The following is a 22,394-nucleotide window of genomic DNA, read 5'->3' as shown; positions in this document are numbered from 1 at the left end:
AAGAAATACCCCACATAATACAAAACCTATCATGTGGGGTATTGTGATTGCCAAAGCCACTCTATGGCTTAAATATTAGCATCAGTGCGTAGAAGAAACTTTTACTCCACCTTCCGGAACAGGAACATAAGGCGTTTCTTTATCTGTACGTTCTGGGTTTTTATTCGCGTTTATCGCAGTTTTGATACCATAAATAATAATGCTATAGACCACAATAAGGAACAAAATGCTCAGGCCAGCATTCGTATAGTTGTTCACAACAATATGGCTCATATCATTGATCTGCTGAGCGGTCAGATCTGCTCCGCCTTCCGCAATACGTTGCTTATATTCCTTCGCCAGAAATAAGAAGCCTTCCAGTTTAGGGTTATCACTGAATAATTTCAGCCCCAACGCCCATGTGGTACAAATCAACAACCAAATAGCCGGTACAACCGTTACCCAAATGTACTTAGTACGTTTCATTTTGATCAGTACAACAGTACCCAACACGAGTGCAACAGCTGCCAGCATCTGGTTCGAAATGCCAAAGAGTGGCCACAGGCTCTTAACACCGCCCAGCGGATCGACAACGCCTTGATACAACAGGTAGCCCCACATTCCCACACAGCCCGCTGTACCAATTATACTGGCAATCAGGGAATCCGTTTTTTTCAGCGATGGAACGAAATTGCCCAATAAGTCCTGCAACATAAAACGGCCGGAACGTGTCCCTGCGTCCAGAGCAGTCAGAATGAACAACGCTTCAAACAAAATACCAAAGTGATACCAGAAGCCCATATCTGCGGCCGGAATGATCTGATGGAATACATGAGCAATACCTACCGCCAGAGTCGGTGCACCACCGGCTCGGTTCAGAACCGAAGGTTCACCTATGTCTTTTGCCGTTTGCAGGATTTGGTCAGGTGAAATCACAAATCCCCATGAACTTACCGTGGCGGCTGCCTGAGTGGTGACATCCTGCAAAGCTGCCATAATCACAGGCGCTTCAGATGTTCCCAGATTATGCAAATCCGGCATGGTAATACCCAGTGCAGACGGCGGCGTATTCATGGCGAAATAAAGCCCCGGCTCGATGATGGATGCAGCAACTAAAGCCATGATCGCAACGAATGATTCCATCAGCATTGCACCATAGCCAATGAATCGGGCATCTTTTTCGTTTGCCAGTAACTTAGGCGTCGTACCAGAAGAAATCAGGGCATGAAAACCAGATACAGCACCACAGGCGATCGTAATAAATAAGAATGGGAATAACGTGCCTTTCCAGACAGGGCCTGTACCATCAACAAATTGTGTTACAGCCGGCATTTTCAGGTCAGGATTAAGGATCACAATACCAACCGCCAGACCAACAATCACACCGATTTTCAGGAAAGTTGCCAGATAATCGCGTGGTGCCAGAATCAGCCAAACAGGCAGCAAGGCAGAGATAAAGGCATAGCCAATCAATGCATAAGTAATGGTGGTATCTTTGAAAGTTAAAGCCGGTCCCCAATAAGGATCAGCAGCGACAACACCACCAAACCATATCGCAGCAATCAGCAGCAGAATACCAATAACGGAAACTTCCCCCACTCGTCCCGGGCGGATATACCGCATATAAATGCCCATGAACAGAGCAATGGGAACGGTGGAACAAACGGTAAATACTCCCCACGGACTTTCTGCCAGTGCTTTCACCACTATCAGTGCCAGTACTGCCAGGATAATGATCATAATCAGGAAGCAACCGAACAGGGCGATTGTTCCCGGAACCCGCCCCAGCTCTTCTTTAACGATCTCTCCCAGTGATGTTCCATTACGGCGGGAAGACATGAACAGAACCATAAAGTCCTGTACGGCACCGGCAAGAACGCCCCCCGCCAGCAGCCACAATGTTCCCGGCAGATAGCCAACCTGTGCCGCCAGCACTGGCCCGACTAACGGCCCGGCTCCCGCAATAGCAGCAAAGTGGTGACCAAACAGGACATTTTTGTTGGTTGGCACATAATTGAGGCCATCATTATTAACAACCGCCGGTGTTGCCCGTGTTGCATCCAGCTTCATCACCTTAGTGGCGATATAAAGGCTGTAATAGCGATAAGCAACCAGATAAACTGCCACCGAAGCAACAACTATCCATAAAGCACTAACATGTTCTCCCCGACGTAGTGCAACAACTCCGAGGCAAAATGCCCCAATTATCCCCAGTATCATCCAGGGGATATGTTTTAAAAATTTATTATTGTTCATAAAACACCCTTTTTAAGGTAAGACGAACAGCAAGTTACCCTTTCATTTCTCCGCTTCTGTACGCCAGTTATCCGACTACCGCAGGAAGCGATACTACTCGCCACACTGTACTATGATACGAAACTTCTTCCGCCGGGATGGGAAGGATCTGCGCTAACGGTGAAATAACACATTAAGCGGTCAGAATCCTTCTATCAGTGGTTTTACAGTGACTTTAAAGTAAATGCTTCGTGAATATACTTATCGTCTACAAACCAAAATCAATGGCATCATCTTTCAGGCTGTTAAAGTCAGCATACTTACCATCAAATGACATGACAGTGTGTTGATCGCCGCATTGCTGCTCAGAGAACCAGTCACATTCAGAAGATAACCGAGGTTCTTCAATCCCCAGCCACGTGGATAGCATAGGTAAAAGATGAAATCCGCTGCGGTAAGCATCGATTCTGGTTTTAACGTTGTAGTCATAGCCAGTAATGACGAAAGGCACCTGATAATTCTGTTTATTGGCATCACTATGGTTCAGATTCTCTTTATCCGTTCCTTTGCGCACAAAAGACAAACCATGGTCAGCAAAATAGAGCATCGTCCAGTTCAGCTGGTTGTGTCTGGCGATATTCTCAATTTCAGCCAATAAACTGTCCGTATTATGGATGCTTTGTACATAACAGGAGATATCTTTGGAGTGAAGATAGTGGCTGTATTTATTATTAGTTCTGGCACAAGCCTGTGGATGTGAGCCCATCAAATGAATGGCAATCAATCTCTTTTTGTGACCCTGTTTCAGGGCATTACGGATATGGGGTAATAAATTTTCATCCGGCATGTAGCTCCTATCATCTGAACTTCCCTCTTTCAGAAAAATAGAGTGCATGGCCTGCTGGCCTATCATTGCAGAAGGAGAATCAAACCCGCCTTTCATACCTTGATTGGAAATCCAGTGAGTTTCAAAACCAGCCTTATTTGCCAGTGTCATGATACTGTTATTCAGCTTGATCTGATTTTCCTGACGAATTGCCAGTGAGTTCGTCAATGAAAGCTGAGTGGATGGTGCAGCAGAAATATAGTTAGTGAATATTGTTCCATTCGTTTTATCCAACCAGGGCGTGTTGTTATCAGGGAATCCATATCCCCCTAAAAAATCCCGACGGACGCTCTCGCCAATAACCATAATATAGGTATCGTACTTATCTTCTTTAACTGTAGGCTGCCAGTCATCCTGATATTTGATAACGCTGGCAAACCGGTTATTTTCAGACATAACCTTCACATAACTTTGGTAGGCGTCTTTAAAAAAACGAATTTCAGGTAAACTGGTATTCAGAAGTCCATAACTATCCACAAAATCCGACTTCACATATCCCTTAACAGGTGACCAAAACGCAGAAATAAAAAACAGTGCCAATAACCACTTCTTACCTTTTGCTGAAAAAACGGCATTTAATTTTACCGAGCACAACATCAGAATAAAAATAGCAAACACAGTCAAATAAGTTGATACAGGAAACCCACTGATATATTCCAGTGTTTCATTCCGGTTAGTATAAAGCACTGAACCGACAGCGTTGATATCTGGAAAACCGTAGTTGAGACCAAGCGGTGCGTATAATATTCCGACAATGGAAAACAGAGAGATCAGTACAACATATAAACGTTTATTACTGGAAGCAAGAAATAAAAAGAATGCGAAAGCACTAAAAACATATATTAATTTTAGCTGATATCCCAAGCAATTATGAATCAGTAATACCAGTAGAAAAAGAGAGATTAAATAAAAAATATTTTTATTTTTATAAAGTGAGGACATAATATTATCGGTATTCCTTATAACCATAAATATTGCTGTAAGTCAGTTCCTTTATTGTTTATAAACCCAGAAAAATGATGGCTATACTAAACAATAGACTTTAATTTCTGATAATACTACGTCATAGCAGACTATTAGAAAACAAAAAACAGCCTGCTTAAAACACAAAGAAAGATCACTATCAGTAGCGTACAAAACCGGGAAGCTAGCTGCGCTCAAACATCTCCCGTTCCTCATCCCGTAAGGTCAGAACCCTGAAACCATCATGCGTAACCAGAATAGTATGCTCAAACTGAGCTGATAAGCGGCGATCTTTCGTTGTAACAGTCCAGCCATCTTTATGCAGCTTAACCTCTTTTTTCCCCTGATTGATCATTGGCTCAATTGTGAATGTCATACCTTCTTCCAGTATAATTCCTTCACCCGCTCTCCCGTAATGCAGAACCTGAGGCTCTTCATGCATACTACTTCCGATACCATGACCACAGTATTCACGGACAACACTATAATTATTCGCCTCAGCATGCTGCTGTATTGTCTGCCCGATATCCCCTAATGTGATACCCGGCTTTACAATCCTGATCGCCTTATACAGACACTCTTGTGTGATATCCACCAGCCGTCTGGCATGTGAGGGAACTTCTCCGACACAAAACGTGACGCTGCTATCGCCATAGTATCCCTCTTTTTTTACTGTCACATCCACATTAACAATATCACCATTTTTTAATTTCTTATCGGATGGTCAGCCATGACAAACGACATGATTAACTGATGTATTAACTGTATGGGGAAAACCATATTGCCCCAGACTACCAGGAATAGCTCCCAGTGTATTAACGATATAATTATGACAAAACGCATCTATTTCTAATGTCGTCACTCCGGGGACAATAATCTGACGAACAGCTTCAAGAACCTGCCCTGTCATATGTCCCGCAATTTCCATTCGTTTTATTTCTTCTGAATTTTTAATCAATACGCCAGTACTATCTGCCATTAATTTTCTCTTATTTTTTCAGTAAATAGGGGCTTCTATTAATCATGCCCTTGCATAAGTGAATAACTCAAGCTATTTATTAAAATTTGTTCGCATTATCACTATAGGATAATTCATACTGTAATGAAGCCTTATTGAACTCAACATATTTCTTTGTCAATTATTCAAGTCATTAAGGGTAATAAATGAAAAAGTTCTATCAGTTAAAAATTACACTTACAGAAACAAAACCCGCTATATGGCGTCGCTTCATTGTTCCATCCAATATTTCATTGGATAGATTACATGATGTCATTCAAGTTGTAATGGGCTGGGAAGATAGTCATTTACATGAATTTATTTTGGATTCTAAACGTTTTACCGAAAGGCCTGAAGCACCAGAAGAAGGTCATGAGGAAGGGAAATTCAAACTGGATTCACTCATCAAACGCAAAGGAAGTAAATTCATTTATCTTTATGATTTTGGTGACTCATGGGAACATGAAATCTTGTTGGAAAACAGTAACTATTCACCGGAAGAATTACCCATGCCGATATTCTGCCTCGAAGGAGAACAAGCCTGCCCTCCGGAAGATTGTGGCGGAGTCTATGGTTATAGGGATCTACTTAATATTCTTAAAGATCCAGCCCATGAAGAATATCAGGAAATGTTTGAATGGATACATGGTGAAACTGAAATTTCCCCCGGTGACGCATTTTTACCTGAAAAATTTTATCCCGAGGAAGTCAATAATATGCTGGCCTTATATTATCGCTGGTCGAGAGATCGTTATCTGTCTTTGTTCGGGTGAATTACTTATACACAATATACACAATGGATTTCAAAATGCATCGCGGCGACAAGAGAGAGAATCCCCGGGAGCATAGATAACTATGTGACTGGGGTGAGCGAGCGCAGCCAACAAAGAGGCAACTTGAAAGACGAAGTGTATATAAAGGGCCTTTGCTATTTATCCCGGTGAATAAAATAGCAAGCGTCTTTTATTAATTGTGTATGAAGCTATTTATTTTTTATGGGAGAAAGAATTATGGATATATCTGAATATCGTGGTGGATGTTTATGCGGCAATATTCGATTCATTGCGGCAGGAACGCCTAATAATCCCCATACCTGTTCATGTACGATGTGTCAGAAACATTCCGGAGCATTGACACTCTGCTGGGTTGAATTTCCGAAAGATTCAGTGCGATGGATTGGAAAGGGGGGCTTTCCTTCTTTATATCGATCCTCTGATTATTCCAGCCGGGCATTTTGTAATCATTGTGGTAGTTCATTAGGGGCAATTGATGATGGCTCGACGATTGGATTAATTCTGGGAAATTTTGATAATTATGAATCAGAAGAATTAACCCCATTGTCACATTCTTACCCGCCTTCACAACCGAAATGAAAATAATACAGAAAAGAAAATGCCTACTCCGTCCGGGAATAGGCATTTCAGTCAGGCGTTCACAACGATTGTAATTAAAACTTAACAGTCACATTCGTTCTGAAAGTACGTCCCGGTCCCGGCATTAATCCCATTGCTAACGGATCGAGGTAATAGACATCAGTCACGTTATCAATACCTGCCTGAATCCGGATGTTTTTATTAACTTTATATTTCACAAACAGGTCAACAGTTGTGTAAGGTTCCCATTCAACGTGAACCAGAACACTTCCGGAACGCTGCCCTTTAACATCACTCAGCCCTACACTAGGTCGGCTACCAAAGTAACTTAGCATAGCTCCCATATCCAAATCCTGATCAAAAGCACGTCCACCCAATGTCACTGTATAACTATTCTTCGGCTGGATATGGTTCACAACGTAGCTGTCCGGAATACCCCCCGGATTACAGCGCATTTTAGGATTAATGCTTGCCTGTTCTGGTGTTAAACAAAATAGCGTGTGTGTGTAATATGACCAGCCTAATTCAGCGTAAGCAAAACCCACATCATAACTTGATGAAAGCTCTAAACCACGCCACTCCGCTCTATCAACATTGATCATTGTAAGCTGAGTCTCATACTGACCACGTTTTGCGTTGTTTATTCTGGTCAGATAATCTTTAACTTGTGTATCAAAATAGCTCAGTTTAGTACGGAATTTATCGCCATCCATCAACAGATCATTCTTCAATACATTGACCCCGACTTCCCATGACAAAGAACGCTCAGGTGATAACAGGAGGTTTGTATTCGGAGTCTGAGACCAGCCTTTAGTTGTTTCAAACAGGCTTGGTAACCGGATAGCAGAGCCATACTTGCCATAGAATTGAAGACCTTCTAAAGGCTCAAGGGTCATATTGATAATCGGAGACCAACCACCGGCAGTACGTTCTAATCCCTCTCCGTAGGTAACCGGTTCAACCACTGCCTTCGGTTTATAATTCTCATCAAAAGTATCTGGAAATATAGGATTATTATCATGAGACTTAAAATATGAATAACGCAAACCACCATCAAAGGTCAGCCAATCCAGAGGTTTCCATTCGGCATTAGCAAAAATATTGTAATCATTGCGCCATCCTTCCCTAAAAGTACCACTCTTATGTGCGTCATAGATCTCATCCTTCGGATAACCAATAGTTTCATATGTGTAAGATGCGCCATAGGTAAACGAAAGATCCCCATAAGGGAACAGGATCTCTGATGTATTATTAATACCTACTCCCCATTTATCCACTTGGCTATAAGTACGGCCTCGTGATAATTCTTCTTTTAAATAAGCGGAACCAGTTGGTTCTTTACCGAAAGGGGGGTTTGAGGTGTTAATTCGGCTAACAGCCCGGTTATAAAACACATTAGATTTTAAATCGACCAGATAATTACCTTCTGGCTTAAAACGATATTGTGCCGTATATGAATTGACATTGATCTTATTCATAAAGCCTTCATAAGGCACACCCCAACGCGCTATTGCCGATGGCATTATTTCACCATAGCGACTGATATATTCGTTTCTAGCCAGTTCAAGGCCATGACCTTCGTACTTCAATTTTCCTTTCAGTAAATAGGAAATATTATCCATCGAGGTGTTAAGTATTTCCTCACTCGCCCTATAAGGCGTAAATCTCTCAGACGAGGCAAAACTCCGACCTTTACGAGATGGTGTAATTGTTATCTGAGGAACATTTTCTCCTCTTTTACCCGCATAATAGTTGCCATTATGTCGGCGGGCAAAAGCGGCAACCATATCCAGATATTCGCTTTTGATCCCCAATGCAATACTGCCATTCCCTCCGGTTGGACGGAATCCACCATGTCGATCCATTCCGGCAGGGTGACCATAGGCCTTATAAATCTCGTCATTCTGATAGGAATCAGATTTGGGATAACCACCAACCGTACCCACTTCCGGAGGCCTTGTACTGTTATTATTAAACCCACCAGTCATTCTCACACCGAATGTCTGGCCGTGTAAAACAACATCATTCACATTAAGCGTACTTACCCTGACCACTCCGCCAATGGCTCCATTAGCGTCAGCCCCTGTACTCGGGCCTTTCTCAATATCTACCGAACTAATCAAATCCGGATCTATATATGTGCGTCCGGCAACTCCTGAATAACCACGGTAAATCGTTGTCTCCTGCATGGCTCCATCAACAATAACCGGTGTTCTTCCCTGTCCCTGCATCCCACGGATATTGACATCCAGCGCACCAGAGTTACGGTTCTCACTATTCAGTACACCCGGCGTTCCCTTCAGAAAATCACCCACGGATGTGCCACGACGCTGTTCTACCTGCTCCGCTGAAATATGAGTACTGGAACCGGGGGTCATATAAGGTAAATCCGCGTTTAGCTGTGCTTCACTGAATCCGGAAACTTTAAGCTCTTTAAGTACCACGGTTTCTGGCTTATGAGGATTTTCTGGCGCGGTTTTCGATGTTTTATCAGTGTCTGCTGCGTAAGATGGAAAAACTGTGTTTCCCAGTAGTGCTAATAAAATCCCTGTTCTCAGGTTCAGTGGGGAGCTGAACGAGTTTGTTGATGATTCCACTTTTAATGCTTCCATGTTATGGCTATTAGTTCAGTGTGATAATTAATTCAATTTGAATTTAATTGGGGTAGGAAGTAACTGATGAGCACCAGAATCAGCGACATATAGACAACCAATGAGTAAAAGCGATCCAACCAAAAATAATAATGAAAAGCCGCCCAAACGCGGAGGATTAGGTCGAAAAATAATAGGTATACTCATTTGTTGTGTGCTGCTGGTATATTTGTATCGTTCTTATAAGGGTTGTAATGATAATTAATGCTAAAAACAAATGCAAACAGTAACAATTATCATTACTGGATGATTTATCTTTCCATTACCCCTGAATCAAAAATGACCAACATCGATACATCAGGGAAAAATATTTAAATCGAGCCGCTTCGCAATCCCATTTAATAGTCAAAAAATCCGATACATTCCCGATCGCAATCCTGATAACCTACCGTGTGACTCTTCCTCTTAATATCAGCCATCGAATCCACAGATGAATCGCACAGATTATCAGTGATAAGATAGTGTTTTCGCCCAGCAGAGGTTCACTAGCGTTCTATCCTTAGCTGATTATATTTAGGTTTTGTCATTTAGATGGGTTGACTGAGTGTCGATAGCCCAACCGAGTCAACAGGAACAATAAAATTGAATCAAATCAACATGAAAGAATCTCCAGCAAAGGATATAAGCACCCACACTCCCATGATGCAGCAGTATCTGCGCCTGAAAGCGCAACACCCTGATATTTTGCTGCTTTATCGCATGGGAGATTTTTATGAGTTGTTCTATGACGATGCGAAAAAGGCAGCAAAGTTACTGGATATCTCCTTGACCAAACGTGGGCAGTCCGCAGGCCAGCCAATCCCAATGGCTGGAGTTCCTTATCATGCAATTGAAAACTATCTGGCAAAACTGGTTCAACTGGGTGAATCTGCGGCAATCTGTGAACAGGTTGGCGATCCTGCCACCAGCAAAGGCCCTGTTGAGCGTAAAGTTGTACGTATTGTGACTCCGGGGACGGTCACTGATGAAGCATTGCTGCAAGAACGTCAGGATAACCTTCTGGCGGCTATCTGGCATGACAGTCAGGGGTTTGGCTACGCTACTCTGGATATCACTTCCGGCCGTTTCCGTGTTTCTGAAATGGCTGATGAAGATACAATTGCTGCTGAACTCCAGCGCACCCGTCCGGCTGAATTACTCTATCCTGAAGCCTTTGAGCACATGGGGTTGATCGAACGCTATCACGGCCTGCGTCGTCGCCCTATGTGGGAATTTGAACTGGATACGGCAAAGCAGCAGCTAAATCTGCAATTTGGTACCCGTGATCTGATCGGCTTTGGGGTCGAAAAAGCTCCACAGGCACTGCGGGCGGCAGGCTGTCTGCTGCAATATGTCAAAGACACTCAGCGCACTGCTCTGCCTCATATCCGCAATATCACAATGGAAAGCCAGCAAGAGACGGTCATCATGGATGCCGCTACCCGCCGTAATCTTGAATTGACTCAGAACCTGTCTGGAAGCACTGAAAACACCCTTGCCTCTGTACTCGATCAGTGTGTGACGCCTATGGGCAGCCGCATGTTGAAACGCTGGCTCCATACTCCAATCCGCAATCGGGATATACTGGAAAATCGCCAGCAGGCTATTTCTGCGCTTCAGGAGATAGGCTTTGAGCTACAACCGTTCTTGCGTCAGGTTGGCGATTTAGAACGAGTGCTGGCCCGTCTCGCTCTCCGCTCTGCCCGCCCTCGTGATTTGGCAAGAATGCGCCACGCTTTCCAGCAATTGCCAGATATCCACCAGATCATGGATTCTTCTGACTCTCCGTATATTCAGGCATTACAACAACGTATTGGTCGTTTTGACGAGTTACAGCAACTGCTGGAAAACGCGGTAGTCGAAACCCCGCCTGTTCTGGTGCGTGATGGCGGTGTCATAGCGCCCGGTTATAATACTGAACTGGATGAATGGCGGGCATTGGCTGATGGTGCCAGTGATTATCTCGATAAACTGGAAATCCGTGAACGTGAAAAACTCGGTATTGATACCCTGAAAGTCGGCTTCAATGCAGTGCATGGTTACTATATTCAGGTCAGTCGTGGACAAAGTCACCTTGTGCCAATTCACTATGTCCGCCGCCAGACTCTGAAAAATGCAGAGCGCTATATTATTCCTGAATTAAAAGAGTATGAAGATAAGGTTCTGACTTCCAAAGGCAAGGCTCTCGCCATTGAGAAAGCTCTGTATGAAGAGCTGTTCGACTTGTTACTTCCTCATCTGGCAGCTCTACAAACCAGCGCTGAAGCACTTTCAGAACTGGATGTGCTGGCAAATCTGGCCGAACGAGCTGAAACACTGAACTATACCTGTCCGACATTAACAGACAGAACCGGCATCCAAATCACGGGAGGCCGTCATCCGGTTGTTGAACAGGTTCTCAGCGAACCTTTTATCTCTAACCCGTTAACCCTCTCTTCACAGCGTCGCCTGTTAATCATTACTGGGCCGAATATGGGCGGGAAAAGTACTTATATGCGTCAGGCCGCTTTAATTACTTTGCTGGCATATATTGGTAGTTTTGTCCCGGCAGAAAAAGCGGTGATTGGGCCTGTAGACCGTATTTTTACCCGCGTGGGTGCATCCGATGATTTGGCATCCGGACGCTCAACATTCATGGTAGAAATGACTGAAACGGCCAATATTCTGCATAATGCGACAGAACACAGTCTGGTGTTGATGGACGAAATCGGTCGTGGCACATCAACTTACGATGGCCTTTCTCTCGCGTGGGCCTGTGCTGAAAATCTGGCTAACCGCATTAAAGCGATGACGTTATTCGCCACCCACTATTTTGAATTGACGACATTGCCTGAAAAATTGGAAGGAGTGGTCAATATCCATCTGGATGCGGTTGAACACGGCGATACCATCGCCTTTATGCATAATGTGCAGGATGGAGCAGCCAGCAAGAGCTACGGGCTAGCCGTTGCCTCACTGGCCGGTGTTCCCCGTGATGTCATCAAACGGGCACGCCAGAAACTAAAAGAGCTGGAGTCACTCTCCAACAATGCAACAGCAAGTCATGTCGATACACCACAGCTGGCACTACTGGCGGAAGAAACCTCCCCGGCAGTAGAAGCACTGGAAAACCTGAATCCGGACTCCCTGACGCCACGTCAGGCACTGGAATGGATTTACCGTTTAAAAGACATGGTGTAAAGCATGACGGATTTACAAATGACAGGGCGTAAAACAGCAGGTTTGTCCATAAAAGGTGATACCAGCTTGTTAGAGCCCATTTATCAATTTTTACAGTGTGATACCCCGAATCAATGGGTTGAGAAAGCACGGCAGCCGGAGAACCTTCCGGTTTTGCTGCGTGATCATCTTTTATGTGAACTAAAAGCAGCGCAGAGCGCAATGTTTCTGATCCGTAAATATGCTGTTGATCCGGCTAGCGCGGATGCGCTGCTGGCATGGTTTCAGCCCTATGAGGATTTTGCCTATAAAAAAATCGGCAGCATCCATTCGTTAAAGGGCAAAAGCCAAATTACGAAACAAATTACTGCACGGGAAAAGTCCCCTTACAGCCAGTCGTTAATTGATAAAATGGTGTTGCTGATAAAAGAAGAACTACATCATTTTTATCAGGTGCTGGAGATTATGGAATCCAGAGGAATAAGCTATGACAGCATCAGCGCGAGCCGTTATGCTCGATCGCTATTTCAGCATATTACGAATCATGAGCCTTATACTCTGGTGGATAAATTAATTATTGGGGCATATATTGAGGCGCGTTCTTGTGAACGTTTTGCTAAATTAGCGCCTCATCTGGACGAGGAATTGGGTAAATTTTATATTTCCCTGCTGCGTTCAGAAGCTCGCCATTATCAGGATTATTTAACACTGGCTCAATCTATATCTAAAAATGATATTACAGAAAGAGTGAAATACTTTGGTCAAATAGAAGCTGAACTTATTCAGTCACCCGATTCTGATTTTAAATTCCATAGTGGTATACCTGTAAATTAAAAGTATGCCGATAAATTAAAAGTATGCCGATAAATTAAAAGTATGCCGATAAATTAAGAAAGGTGGGCTTTATTATCCCACCTTTTAATTTAATTATCCCTTTATCTCAGGTGTAAAATTCTAAGTACGGAATAAGGATTCGATATTCAATCCTTGGGTATGCAGAATGTCTCTGAGACGGCGCAATCCTTCAACTTGAATCTGGCGAACTCTTTCCCTAGTTAATCCAATTTCTCGTCCTACATCCTCTAAAGTTTCCGCTTCATAACCAAGCAAGCCAAAACGACGAGCCAGAACTTCACGTTGTTTTGCGTTGAGTTCAAACAACCATTTGACAATACTTTGCTTCATATCATCATCTTGGATAGTTGTTTCTGGCCCAGAATCGTTTTCATCAGATAAAATATCTAACAGCGCTTTATCTGAATCCCCGCTAATCGGAGTGTCGACTGAAGTAATGCGTTCATTAAGCCGCATCATACGGCTTACATCATCAACTGGCTTATCCAGTTTTTCAGCAATTTCTTCGACACTTGGTTCATGATCTAATTTATGAGCTAACTCTCTTGCAGTACGTAAATAAACATTCAGCTCTTTAACGATATGAATGGGCAAACGGATCGTACGAGTTTGATTCATAATCGCCCGTTCAATTGTCTGACGGATCCACCAGGTGGCATAAGTAGAAAATCTAAAACCTCTTTCAGGATCGAATTTTTCTACTGCTCGAATAAGACCAAGGTTGCCTTCTTCAATTAAATCCAAAAGCGCCAATCCTCGGTTGCTATATCTTCGGGATATTTTGACTACCAGCCGCAAGTTGCTTTCAATCATGCGTTGGCGCGCAGCAATATCTCCCCGCAATGCCCGTCTAGCGAAAAGAACTTCTTCCTCTGCTGTCAGCAAAGGAGAAAAACCAATTTCTCCGAGATAAAGTTGGGTTGCATCAAGAACCCGTTGGTTAACTCCTTGCAACAATTCCAAGTCTTCATCAAAACTGGTTAAATCATCCTCGTCTTTCAGCAACGCTTCATCAAAGTCATCGGCTTCCGTGCCATTTTCGTCTAAATCCGCCTCTTCATACAACTCATTAACTTTAAGCGTACTTTGGCTCATCAGCTGCTCCTACCCATGATAATGCGGACAGGAGTTCAGATTCCTGCCCTGGTTTATCGCTGCGGAAGATAACGCAGCGGGTTTACGGATTTTCCCTTGTAACGAATCTCAAAATGCAATCTTACTGAACTGGTTCCGGTGCTACCCATAGTTGCTATTTTCTGCCCTGCCTGTACATCCTGCTGCTCTCGCACCAGCATAGTATCGTTATGAGCATAAGCACTCAGATAGTCATCATCATGTTTTATTATTATTAGATTTCCATATCCACGTAATGCATTTCCGGCGTAAACAACTTTCCCACTGGCGGTTGCAAAGACGGGTTGGCCACGATTACCCGCAATGTCAATGCCCTTATTCCCACCCTGAGAATCTGAAAAACCTTCAAGAACTTTTCCTTCAGCAGGCCATCTCCAACTATTGATAGTCTTACTCGTGCTAGCCTTACTCGCATTTAAATCTGTTGCAGACGATACTTTCGAAGGGGCACCGTCACTATCAGAAATCGTTTCCCTTGGCAACATTTTTTGCGAATTATTCCTGTCATTATTTGCAGGATACGCATTACCTTTTTGAAAATCAACCTGCTCAATTTTAGATTGTGTGCTATTTGATGCTATTAATACACCGTTCCTGGAGTTTACATTGCCAATTCTCAGGACTTGGCCGACATTTAAGCCATAAGGTTCTGAAATGCCATTTATGTGAGATAGTTCACGAAAATCCTTACCTGTAATCCAGGCAATGTAAAATAAAGTATCTCCATGTTTAACTGTGTAAGTTTTACCGTTATAGCTCCCTTTCGGAATGCTCCCATAATTTCGGTTATAGACGATTTTTCCATGCTGTAAATTATTATTTCCAGCATTATTTGCCGAATATTTACCATTTGTGGAATATTTATCTATTTCGCTATTTTTGGAGATTACCGGAGGAGACGATGGCATTGGAGTCGAAATCGATGAGGGGCGGGAGGATATTATTCTATTTTTTTCCTGATTATCCACACTCACTATTGGGGCAGGACGATTTGGTGTATTACTACAACCAGCCAGTATTGTGCCTGCAATTGTATAGATTATTATCCACTGTATTTTTTTCATTAAGTTTCCTACTTTCATACCTTATTCCCCCATAAAGGCAAATATAAGCGACAAGCATTATGATTTATAAAGAAATTAAGATTCATAAAAATATTTAAGGCAAAATACTTTTTTTTATCTCAAAAAAATGGCTGCTAATTTAAAAATAGCGGTAAAAAAATAAATCAGCAGATTATGCCAGTTCGCCTTGGATAAGAGGCACGAAACGAACAGATTCGATCACTTCACTATGAAAATCGTTCCCATAGCGATGTACCACTTTCAGCGACTGAGAGCTTTCACCAACAGGCAATACCATCACGCCGCCATCTGCCAGCTGATGTAACAATGCCTGTGGTATTTCTGGAGGTGCTGCTGTGACGATGATGGCATGAAATGGCCCCTTTGACGGCCACCCATTCCAGCCATCTCCATGGCGGGTTGAGATATTATGTAAATCGAGTTGCTTTAACCTGCGTTTAGCCTGCCACTGTAATCCCTTAATCCGTTCTACAGAAAAAACATGTCCGGCTAAATGAGCAAGTATCGCAGTCTGATAACCAGACCCCGTCCCAATCTCCAGTACATTAGATTCAGGCGTTAAATCCAGTAATTCAGTCATGCGGGCAACAATATATGGCTGAGATATAGTCTGCCCGTGTCCGATGGGCAATGCTGTATTCTCATATGCCTTATGTGCCAGAGCTTCATCGACAAAGCATTCTCTGGGTACTTTGGATATCACGTCCAGCAGGTGTTCATTATGAATCCCCTGTTGGTGTAGCTGTGTCAGCAAATTTTTCATTAACCGACTTAACATTCTCCGACATCCCCGGCTTTCAACAGCCAATCAGTTACCAGTTCCTGTGCTTTATAGGCTGTCAAATCTACCTGCAAAGGAGTAATGGAAACAAACCCTTCTTCTACCGCAGCAAAATCGGTTTCCGGGCCAGCATCGTGTTTTTCTCCCGGTGGCCCTATCCAGTAGAGCATATTGCCTTTAGGGTCTTCCAGAGAATAAACTTCTTCCGCTGCACTTCGACAGCCACACCGTGTCACCTTGAATCCTTTGATTTGTTCGATAGGCACATCAGGGACATTAATATTCAGAATATTACCGGCTCTCAATGGCGATTTCTGTAACATATTCAATAAGCGAACAGTGACTTCCGCCGCTGTTTCGTAATGTTTGTCACCATCCAGTGACACAGCCAGAGCGGGTAACCCCAGATGACGCCCTTCCATCGCAGCAGCCACGGTTCCGGAGTAAATCACATCATCCCCCAGATTAGGGCCACAATTGATGCCTGAAACGACGATATCAGGCCGTGGACGGACTAATTTATTGACGCCCAGATAAACACAATCTGTCGGAGTACCTTCCTGAACTGCAACATCACCATTATTCAGCCTGCTGATACGCAAAGGACGATCCAGAGTTAAAGCATTCGATGCACCACTACGATTACGATCAGGTGCTACAACCTGCACGTGATACTGTTCCCGCAATTTGGCCGCTAACGTTTGAATACCCGGGGCGGTAACACCATCATCATTACTCAGCAATATCCGAAGCATTAAAATATCTCATTAAATTTACTTAAAAAATGGCAAATGTTGAAACATGGTATTTGTTAAAACATAGATTAATACAGTAACTTTCCCTATATGCTATTCTGCTCGCGTCTTAAAGATCTCTGCTTAAACAACATCAGGGTTTGCCAGAAAATCGTTTGATCTTAGCATGACGCAAGCAGTTTTGTAGAGCGCTTTGCATCCCGTTTACTTAAATAAGAGCATACTTATACTCTGCATCTTTTAAGTTGTACCTTTGTTGGTTGCACTCACTTTTGTTCAGAGATTTATCTCTTTATTACCATGTAGAACAATATTAAACCCTTCTTCTTCCTGAGGAGCGACAAAAGCGCGGGTGATGGCCGCAAATTGCTCTTCTGTGACCGAAAATTGGTGCTCACCAGACTGATTTCGCAGATGTAGGCGAGCCAGACAAACACTATCAGGCACATCAAGAAAATGAAGGTAGCTCTCGACCTCTGTTGCCTCAATGATTTTTTTCATCCATTTTCGGTTTTCAATCGTGTTAGCAGGAAAATCAAGAATGACAGAAATCCCGGCATTCAATAAAGAGATTAAATGAGGCTCCATCGCATTTCTGAGTTTTTCTGAATAACACACATAATCGGCCACGGTTTTTATTTCACTACCATAAAGTGTTGATAGCCAATAATCTTCATTCATCACAATTGTCATTGGTTGCTGAGATAACTTTGCAGAGAGGGTCGATTTTCCCGAAGCAATTTTTCCACATAATATGTGAAAAACCGCTTTTTGCTGCTGCGTCGTTTTTTCCTGAGAAATAGATTTATCTTGGCAAAGAGTATTTTCCGATGAGGATATTTTTGATGAATACATTAAATTACCTTCCATTGTGTAAAGGTTATTAACTCACAAGAGCATTTTCATTTGAGGCCAACACTAACTAAATTAGACACTATCCACTTTATTCCGTTGAGTGTGAAATAATAATACATCCCATAAATTCCAATTAATTATGTAAAATACATTCCAAAAATTAATATAGAAAACTTCAACTGCAATAACCAGATCAGTTTTCAGATAATTGAAACAATCCTCTCGTAAAAATAATATCTATATTATCTCCGAAAATAATTTTCACTAACGTAATTATATTGTCCTAGAATAGTTAATACCACTTTAGAGTTATTATTTGCATTCAATAGTAATAACAGAGGCTTATATGAGATTCCAAAATAGCGTGGTGATTATTACGGGCGGAGCAAGTGGAATTGGTGAAGCAACAGCAAAAGCATTTTCTGCCGAAGGTGCTCATGTTGTGATTGCCGATTTCTCAGATCATGGGAAAAAAGTTGCCGAGGAACTTAATACAAAAGGCAATGAAAGTATCTTTATTAAAACTGACGTCACAAGCGAAGAGAGCATTAAGTATATGGTCTCGAAAACAGTTGAAAAATTTAAACGTATCGATGTTTTATTTGCCAATGCAGGGATAGCCGCCGATAACAGTGCAGATAAACTAACGGTTGCTAACTGGCAGAAAACTATCGATGTAAATCTGACCGGGGTTTTTCTGTGCGATAAGTTTGTTATCCATGAAATGCTTAAACAAGAATCAGGCGGGGTGATCGTCAACTGTGGTTCAATCCACAGCTTTGTCAGCCGCGAAGCCATTACAGCTTATACAGCCTCTAAAGGCGGCGTAAAGTTATTAAGCCAGACTTTAGCGATTGACTATGCCAAAAACCATATCAGGGTAAATACAGTTTGCCCCGGCTATATCAACACTCCGCTATTAAGTAAGATCCCCGAAGAACTAAAAGAGCAGCTTATTTCTCTTCATCCACTGGGACGTTTAGGAAAACCAGAAGAGGTGGCGAAAGCCGTATTATTCTTAGCAAGTGATGATGCCTCATTTATTACCGGCACGACATTACTTGTCGATGGTGGATATACCGCACAGTAATACTCTTCCATCGACTTTCAAGTTGCAGCTTACTGACAAAGCTGCAACTTGAAATATCTAAAGTAATACTCAGGCGAAAACCATTACTCAGAAATATCAGCCGTATTGTTTTGCTTCTGATTAATCAGCTCTCTGATAACACTGGTGGCAAAGCTGCCCGATGGCAAAGAAAAATGAAGGGTAACCGTTTGGTCATCCAGCCATTCCCAGTGCAGATTAAGTGGTTTTACTAACATCGCTCTGCGAGCACTGTCGACATGTTCACGTTTCACCAATCCCCAAAGAGATTCATAATCTTGTAAACATTGCTGTTCGAAATCCAAAGCCTGATGTAGCGTTCCCAATGCCTTATCACCCGGTAATGACGCCGTAATCTGTAATTCACCGTCCATAACCCGCTGCTGTAACACAGCCAGTTCAGATTCATCCGCCACAAACCAGCTGCCACGCCCCGTTAACTGCAATGCGTCGCCATTTTGTACTTGCCGATGTTCGCCTCGTCCGATACGTATACTGGTAATTGCGTTAAACATAGCGCTACGGCTGGCAGAAAGGTAAAAGCTACGGCGATTACGCTCCTTAACCTGTATTTCATTTGTTGCCCAGCGTTGCGCCTGAACCAGATTCTGCCCATCACGCCCAAAACGCTGTTCACCAAAATAATTAGGGACGCCTGTCTGAGCTATCTGCTCTAAACGTTTTTCGACTACCTGACGATCAGAAATTTCTCTCAACACCAGTGTAAAATCATTGCCTTTCAGCGTACCAATGCGCAGTTTGCGTTTCTGGCGAGCAGTAGCCAGTATTTCACATCCTTCAAGCTGAAATACAGACAGATCAGGGTCTTGTTTTCCCGGCAGATGTAAACAGAACCACTGCTCTGTCACCGCATTACGATCTTTTAAGCCCGCATAACTGACAGAACGTGCCGGTATTTTGGCAAAACGGGCAAGGTTATCAGCAACAAACTGCGTGTTACATCCTGTCTTGCGGATATGCACCATTAAGTGCTCACCTTCTCCATCAGGAGAAAAACCTAAGTCTTCCCGTACAATAAAATCTTCCGGGATCGATTTAACAACGCCAGTGGCTTCCGGACGCCCATAAAGCCAGTGTAATTCACTCAATATCATGCTTATTCCTTCACCAGTAAAGCTACCGCTTCACAGGCAATACCTTCTTTACGGCCTACAAATCCCAATTTTTCAGTCGTTGTCGCTTTAACGTTAATATCATCCATATGGCACTCAAGATCTTCTGCCAGATTGACGCGCATCTGGGGAATATGAGGTAACATTTTAGGTGCCTGAGCAATAATGGTGATATCAAGATTACCTATCCGATAACCTTTTTCACGAATGCGGCGATAAGCCTCTTTCAGCAGCTCACGACTATCTGCGCCCTTAAAAGCCGGGTCAGTATCCGGGAATAGTTTGCCGATATCACCCAATGCTGCCGCTCCCAACAAAGCATCTGTTGCAGCATGTAAGGCAACATCACCATCTGAGTGTGCAATCAGCCCCTGTTCATAAGGAATGCGGACACCACCAATGATCAGTGGCCCTTCTCCGCCAAATTTATGTACATCAAAACCGTGACCAATTCTCATAAGATACGTTCCTTTGATTTTCGGGATAGGTAAAACTCAGCCAGTGCCAGATCTTCCGGCTGAGTTACTTTTATATTGTCCGCCCGACCGCTGACCAGTGCTGGATGATAGCCACAATATTCCAGCGCAGAAGATTCATCTGTAATGCAGGCCTGTTCGGCAAGGGCTTTCATCAGACAATCGCGTAATAACTGCAACGGAAATAGCTGTGGAGTCAACGCATGCCAAAGACCACTGCGATCAACAGTGTGATCGACCGCCTGTGGTACTGTTTCAGCTACTCTTCCCGAAGGAACTACCATCATGCGTTTCATTGTATCCCTGACCGGTGCGGCCAGTAATCCCCCACAAAACCGTTCGTCATGAAACGGCCCACCATTCAACACAGAAGAAACCGATTTCTCATCCAGCAATTGCAGTAAGTTATCAAGGTCATTCCGATGCAAACAGGGGCGAGCTGCATCATGAACCAAAACCCAATTCGGGCATTCCGGCGACAACCCGGCCAGATAATTCAGCCCGGCTAATACTGAATCAGCGCGTTCATCACCACCGATAACTGTTGTAATACGCGGATCAGAAGCGATAGGCAATTGGTGAAATTGTCTGTCAGCAGGGTGTAACACAACGATGGCCTGCTGTATGCGGGGATGTTCAAGCAGTGCAGAGAGTGTATGTTCAATAATCGTTTTTTCGGCAATGCTGAGATATTGTTTCGGACACTCCGATTTCATCCGGCTACCGATACCCGCAGCAGGGATTAAAGCAACTATTTCAGTCATAAAATTCAGTTATAAAAATATCAGCAGGAGAGTGAAGAGTTGAGCAGTTCATTTGAATTATTGTTCACTGTTTTATTTCTCGTTATTTTGTCCTGAAGCCTGTTGTGCATTTTGTTTCGTTGTATCCGGTACCATGCGATAAAAAGATTCACCAGGTTTAATCATACCTAATTCATTACGGGCACGTTCTTCAATTGCTTGCTGACCGCCTTTCAAATCCTTAATTTCCGCAAATAGCTGGTCATTACGCGACTTAAGAAAAAGGTTGTCTTTCTCTTGTTTTGCAACCTCATCCTTAACCCGCATATAATCGTGAATACCATTTTTGCCGATCCACAGCGAATACTGTAACCAGCCAAGTAAAACCAGTAATAGTAGCGTTAGTTTACCCATTTCCGCCCCCTGAAAAACCCGCTAATCATCCCATAACTCAGGGGATGACGCCACTATCACAAACGAATCACAAATGGATCACAAAAGAATACGCAGTGACATGAGTGTAGGAACACATTACCTGACTCGCAATAATGTGTTTTTACTTTGTCCGGGAAATGTGTTCAGAGAATGGAAAACAAAAATGGGATATCAGGTAGTCAGAATATTTCTTTCGTTGAGCGAAATAAGTAATTCTTCCATCAATAACTCAATGGGTTGTGAACCATCTAAATGAATATCGGGGTGTTCTGGTGCCTCATAATCTGAATCAATGCCGGTAAAATTCAGGATTTCTCCGGCTCGTGCTTTCTTATATAGGCCTTTCGGATCACGGGATTCGCAAATTTCCAGAGGTGTATCAACAAATACCTCAATGAATTGCTCTGGTTTCATGGATTGCCGTATTTTTTGTCGCTCAGCACGATTAGGAGAAATAAAAGCCGTTAATACCACCAGCCCTGCATCAAGCATCAGTTTTGCAACTTCTCCCACACGGCGGATATTCTCCTGCCTATCAGCTTCAGAAAAACCTAAATCATTGCACAACCCATGACGCAGATTATCCCCATCCAATAAGTAAGTTTTGATCCCCTGCGAAAACAGCGCCTGTTCTAATACCCCAGCAAGTGTTGATTTGCCTGAACCGGATAACCCGGTAAACCAGATAACCAAAGCCGGATGCCCGTTCACTGCTTCCCGCTGTTGTCTGCCCACAGAGTGTGAGTGCCAGACTACATTAGGTGAAAGCGTATTGTGGGAGACCGTATTGCGGGAAATAGTATTAGTATTGG

Annotated in this window: 18 protein-coding genes and 1 pseudogene; 5 read left to right on the top strand and 14 right to left on the bottom strand. The window is 43.2% G+C overall.

Annotation, left to right across the window (positions count from 1 at the left end; all coding sequences use genetic code 11):
* Positions 1-81: 81 nt before the first annotated feature.
* The 3 genes and pseudogenes from Xsto_RS01435 to map form a co-directional block, all read right to left on the bottom strand.
* A complete protein-coding gene (locus Xsto_RS01435) occupies positions 82-2,235 on the bottom strand; it encodes a carbon starvation CstA family protein (RefSeq protein WP_099111085.1) in 2,154 nt (717 codons plus the stop codon).
* Between the two features lie 247 nt (positions 2,236-2,482).
* A complete protein-coding gene (locus Xsto_RS01430) occupies positions 2,483-4,042 on the bottom strand; it encodes a phosphoethanolamine transferase (protein WP_169926577.1) in 1,560 nt (519 codons plus the stop codon).
* Positions 4,043-4,247: 205 nt separating this feature from the next.
* Positions 4,248-5,042, bottom strand: a pseudogene (gene map, locus Xsto_RS01425) (type I methionyl aminopeptidase).
* Positions 5,043-5,227: 185 nt separating this feature from the next.
* Between map and Xsto_RS01420 the strand changes: the two are divergent.
* Together Xsto_RS01420 and Xsto_RS01415 are read left to right on the top strand one after the other, a co-directional pair.
* A complete protein-coding gene (locus tag Xsto_RS01420; protein ID WP_099123884.1) occupies positions 5,228-5,833 on the top strand; it encodes a plasmid pRiA4b ORF-3 family protein in 606 nt (201 codons plus the stop codon).
* Between the two features lie 237 nt (positions 5,834-6,070).
* The gene (locus Xsto_RS01415) at positions 6,071-6,433 is read left to right on the top strand and encodes a GFA family protein (protein WP_099123883.1); all 363 of its coding nucleotides are present in this window, start codon (positions 6,071-6,073) and stop codon (positions 6,431-6,433) included.
* A 74-nt stretch (positions 6,434-6,507) separates the two neighbouring features.
* Here Xsto_RS01415 and Xsto_RS01410 read toward each other — a convergent pair whose 3' ends face one another.
* Positions 6,508-9,030: a TonB-dependent receptor domain-containing protein gene (locus tag Xsto_RS01410; RefSeq protein ID WP_169926576.1), complete on the bottom strand. Its 2,523-nt coding sequence runs from the start codon at positions 9,028-9,030 to the stop codon at positions 6,508-6,510.
* A gap of 651 nt (positions 9,031-9,681) precedes the next feature.
* On the opposite strand from Xsto_RS01410, the gene mutS reads away from it, so the two are divergent.
* Positions 9,682-12,243, top strand: a complete 2,562-nt coding sequence (gene mutS, locus Xsto_RS01405; RefSeq protein WP_099123881.1) for a DNA mismatch repair protein MutS — start codon at positions 9,682-9,684, stop codon at positions 12,241-12,243.
* An 18-nt stretch (positions 12,244-12,261) separates the two neighbouring features.
* The gene (miaE, locus tag Xsto_RS01400) at positions 12,262-13,056 is read left to right on the top strand and encodes a tRNA isopentenyl-2-thiomethyl-A-37 hydroxylase MiaE (RefSeq protein WP_099123957.1); all 795 of its coding nucleotides are present in this window, start codon (positions 12,262-12,264) and stop codon (positions 13,054-13,056) included.
* Between the two features lie 120 nt (positions 13,057-13,176).
* On the opposite strand, the gene rpoS is transcribed toward miaE, so the two are convergent.
* The 5 genes from rpoS to Xsto_RS01375 all read right to left on the bottom strand — a co-directional run bounded on the left by rpoS (position 13,177) and on the right by Xsto_RS01375 (position 17,687).
* Positions 13,177-14,172, bottom strand: coding sequence for an RNA polymerase sigma factor RpoS (rpoS, locus tag Xsto_RS01395; protein ID WP_099111078.1), 996 nt, complete (start codon positions 14,170-14,172; stop codon positions 13,177-13,179).
* Between the two features lie 53 nt (positions 14,173-14,225).
* Positions 14,226-15,293, bottom strand: coding sequence for a murein hydrolase activator NlpD (gene nlpD, locus Xsto_RS01390; protein ID WP_099111077.1), 1,068 nt, complete (start codon positions 15,291-15,293; stop codon positions 14,226-14,228).
* 154 nt (positions 15,294-15,447) lie between these two features.
* Positions 15,448-16,074: a protein-L-isoaspartate(D-aspartate) O-methyltransferase gene (locus tag Xsto_RS01385; protein WP_099111076.1), complete on the bottom strand. Its 627-nt coding sequence runs from the start codon at positions 16,072-16,074 to the stop codon at positions 15,448-15,450.
* Positions 16,068-16,832, bottom strand: a complete 765-nt coding sequence (gene surE, locus Xsto_RS01380) for a 5'/3'-nucleotidase SurE (protein ID WP_099111075.1) — start codon at positions 16,830-16,832, stop codon at positions 16,068-16,070. The genes Xsto_RS01385 and surE overlap by 7 nt, the downstream gene beginning before the upstream one ends.
* A gap of 276 nt (positions 16,833-17,108) precedes the next feature.
* Positions 17,109-17,687, bottom strand: coding sequence for a P-loop nucleotide/nucleoside kinase family protein (locus Xsto_RS01375; RefSeq protein ID WP_099111074.1), 579 nt, complete (start codon positions 17,685-17,687; stop codon positions 17,109-17,111).
* A gap of 346 nt (positions 17,688-18,033) precedes the next feature.
* Here Xsto_RS01375 and Xsto_RS01370 point away from each other — a divergent pair, with 346 nt between their 5' ends.
* Positions 18,034-18,777, top strand: a complete 744-nt coding sequence (locus Xsto_RS01370; protein ID WP_099111073.1) for an SDR family NAD(P)-dependent oxidoreductase — start codon at positions 18,034-18,036, stop codon at positions 18,775-18,777.
* An 83-nt stretch (positions 18,778-18,860) separates the two neighbouring features.
* Here the strand turns inward: Xsto_RS01370 and truD are convergent, their stop codons facing one another.
* The 5 genes from truD to cysC form a co-directional block, all read right to left on the bottom strand.
* Positions 18,861-19,910, bottom strand: a complete 1,050-nt coding sequence (truD, locus tag Xsto_RS01365) for a tRNA pseudouridine(13) synthase TruD (RefSeq protein WP_099123880.1) — start codon at positions 19,908-19,910, stop codon at positions 18,861-18,863.
* A 2-nt stretch (positions 19,911-19,912) separates the two neighbouring features.
* Entirely contained in the window at positions 19,913-20,386 is a 474-nt protein-coding gene (gene ispF, locus Xsto_RS01360; RefSeq protein ID WP_086955344.1) for a 2-C-methyl-D-erythritol 2,4-cyclodiphosphate synthase, read from the bottom strand.
* Positions 20,383-21,168: a 2-C-methyl-D-erythritol 4-phosphate cytidylyltransferase gene (ispD, locus tag Xsto_RS01355; protein WP_099123879.1), complete on the bottom strand. Its 786-nt coding sequence runs from the start codon at positions 21,166-21,168 to the stop codon at positions 20,383-20,385. Before ispD ends, ispF begins: the two co-directional genes overlap by 4 nt.
* Positions 21,169-21,240: 72 nt before the next feature.
* A complete protein-coding gene (gene ftsB, locus Xsto_RS01350) occupies positions 21,241-21,561 on the bottom strand; it encodes a cell division protein FtsB (protein WP_099111070.1) in 321 nt (106 codons plus the stop codon).
* Between the two features lie 192 nt (positions 21,562-21,753).
* Positions 21,754-22,380 (bottom strand): adenylyl-sulfate kinase, encoded by a 627-nt coding sequence (gene cysC, locus Xsto_RS01345; RefSeq protein WP_099123956.1) that lies wholly within the window; start codon positions 22,378-22,380, stop codon positions 21,754-21,756.
* Positions 22,381-22,394: the final 14 nt, after the last annotated feature.

The sequence above is a fragment of the Xenorhabdus stockiae genome (assembly GCF_002632825.1).
Classification (GTDB): domain Bacteria; phylum Pseudomonadota; class Gammaproteobacteria; order Enterobacterales; family Enterobacteriaceae; genus Xenorhabdus; species Xenorhabdus stockiae.
This window is presented reverse-complemented; position numbering and strand designations above follow the sequence as displayed.

Coding starts and splice junctions, on each gene's coding strand:
- ftsB (WP_099111070.1), bottom strand. CDS start 21,561: ATGGGTAAACTAACGCTACTATTACTGGTTTTACTTGGCTGGTTACAG.
- ispD (WP_099123879.1), bottom strand. CDS start 21,168: ATGACTGAAATAGTTGCTTTAATCCCTGCTGCGGGTATCGGTAGCCGG.
- ispF (WP_086955344.1), bottom strand. CDS start 20,386: ATGAGAATTGGTCACGGTTTTGATGTACATAAATTTGGCGGAGAAGGG.
- Xsto_RS01385 (WP_099111076.1), bottom strand. CDS start 16,074: ATGTTAAGTCGGTTAATGAAAAATTTGCTGACACAGCTACACCAACAG.
- Xsto_RS01370 (WP_099111073.1), top strand. CDS start 18,034: ATGAGATTCCAAAATAGCGTGGTGATTATTACGGGCGGAGCAAGTGGA.
- Xsto_RS01430 (WP_169926577.1), bottom strand. CDS start 4,042: ATGTCCTCACTTTATAAAAATAAAAATATTTTTTATTTAATCTCTCTT.
- Xsto_RS01435 (WP_099111085.1), bottom strand. CDS start 2,235: ATGAACAATAATAAATTTTTAAAACATATCCCCTGGATGATACTGGGG.
- Xsto_RS01415 (WP_099123883.1), top strand. CDS start 6,071: ATGGATATATCTGAATATCGTGGTGGATGTTTATGCGGCAATATTCGA.
- surE (WP_099111075.1), bottom strand. CDS start 16,832: ATGCTTCGGATATTGCTGAGTAATGATGATGGTGTTACCGCCCCGGGT.
- miaE (WP_099123957.1), top strand. CDS start 12,262: ATGACAGGGCGTAAAACAGCAGGTTTGTCCATAAAAGGTGATACCAGC.
- truD (WP_099123880.1), bottom strand. CDS start 19,910: ATGATATTGAGTGAATTACACTGGCTTTATGGGCGTCCGGAAGCCACT.
- Xsto_RS01420 (WP_099123884.1), top strand. CDS start 5,228: ATGAAAAAGTTCTATCAGTTAAAAATTACACTTACAGAAACAAAACCC.
- nlpD (WP_099111077.1), bottom strand. CDS start 15,293: ATGAAAGTAGGAAACTTAATGAAAAAAATACAGTGGATAATAATCTAT.
- rpoS (WP_099111078.1), bottom strand. CDS start 14,172: ATGAGCCAAAGTACGCTTAAAGTTAATGAGTTGTATGAAGAGGCGGAT.
- Xsto_RS01375 (WP_099111074.1), bottom strand. CDS start 17,687: ATGTATTCATCAAAAATATCCTCATCGGAAAATACTCTTTGCCAAGAT.
- mutS (WP_099123881.1), top strand. CDS start 9,682: ATGAAAGAATCTCCAGCAAAGGATATAAGCACCCACACTCCCATGATG.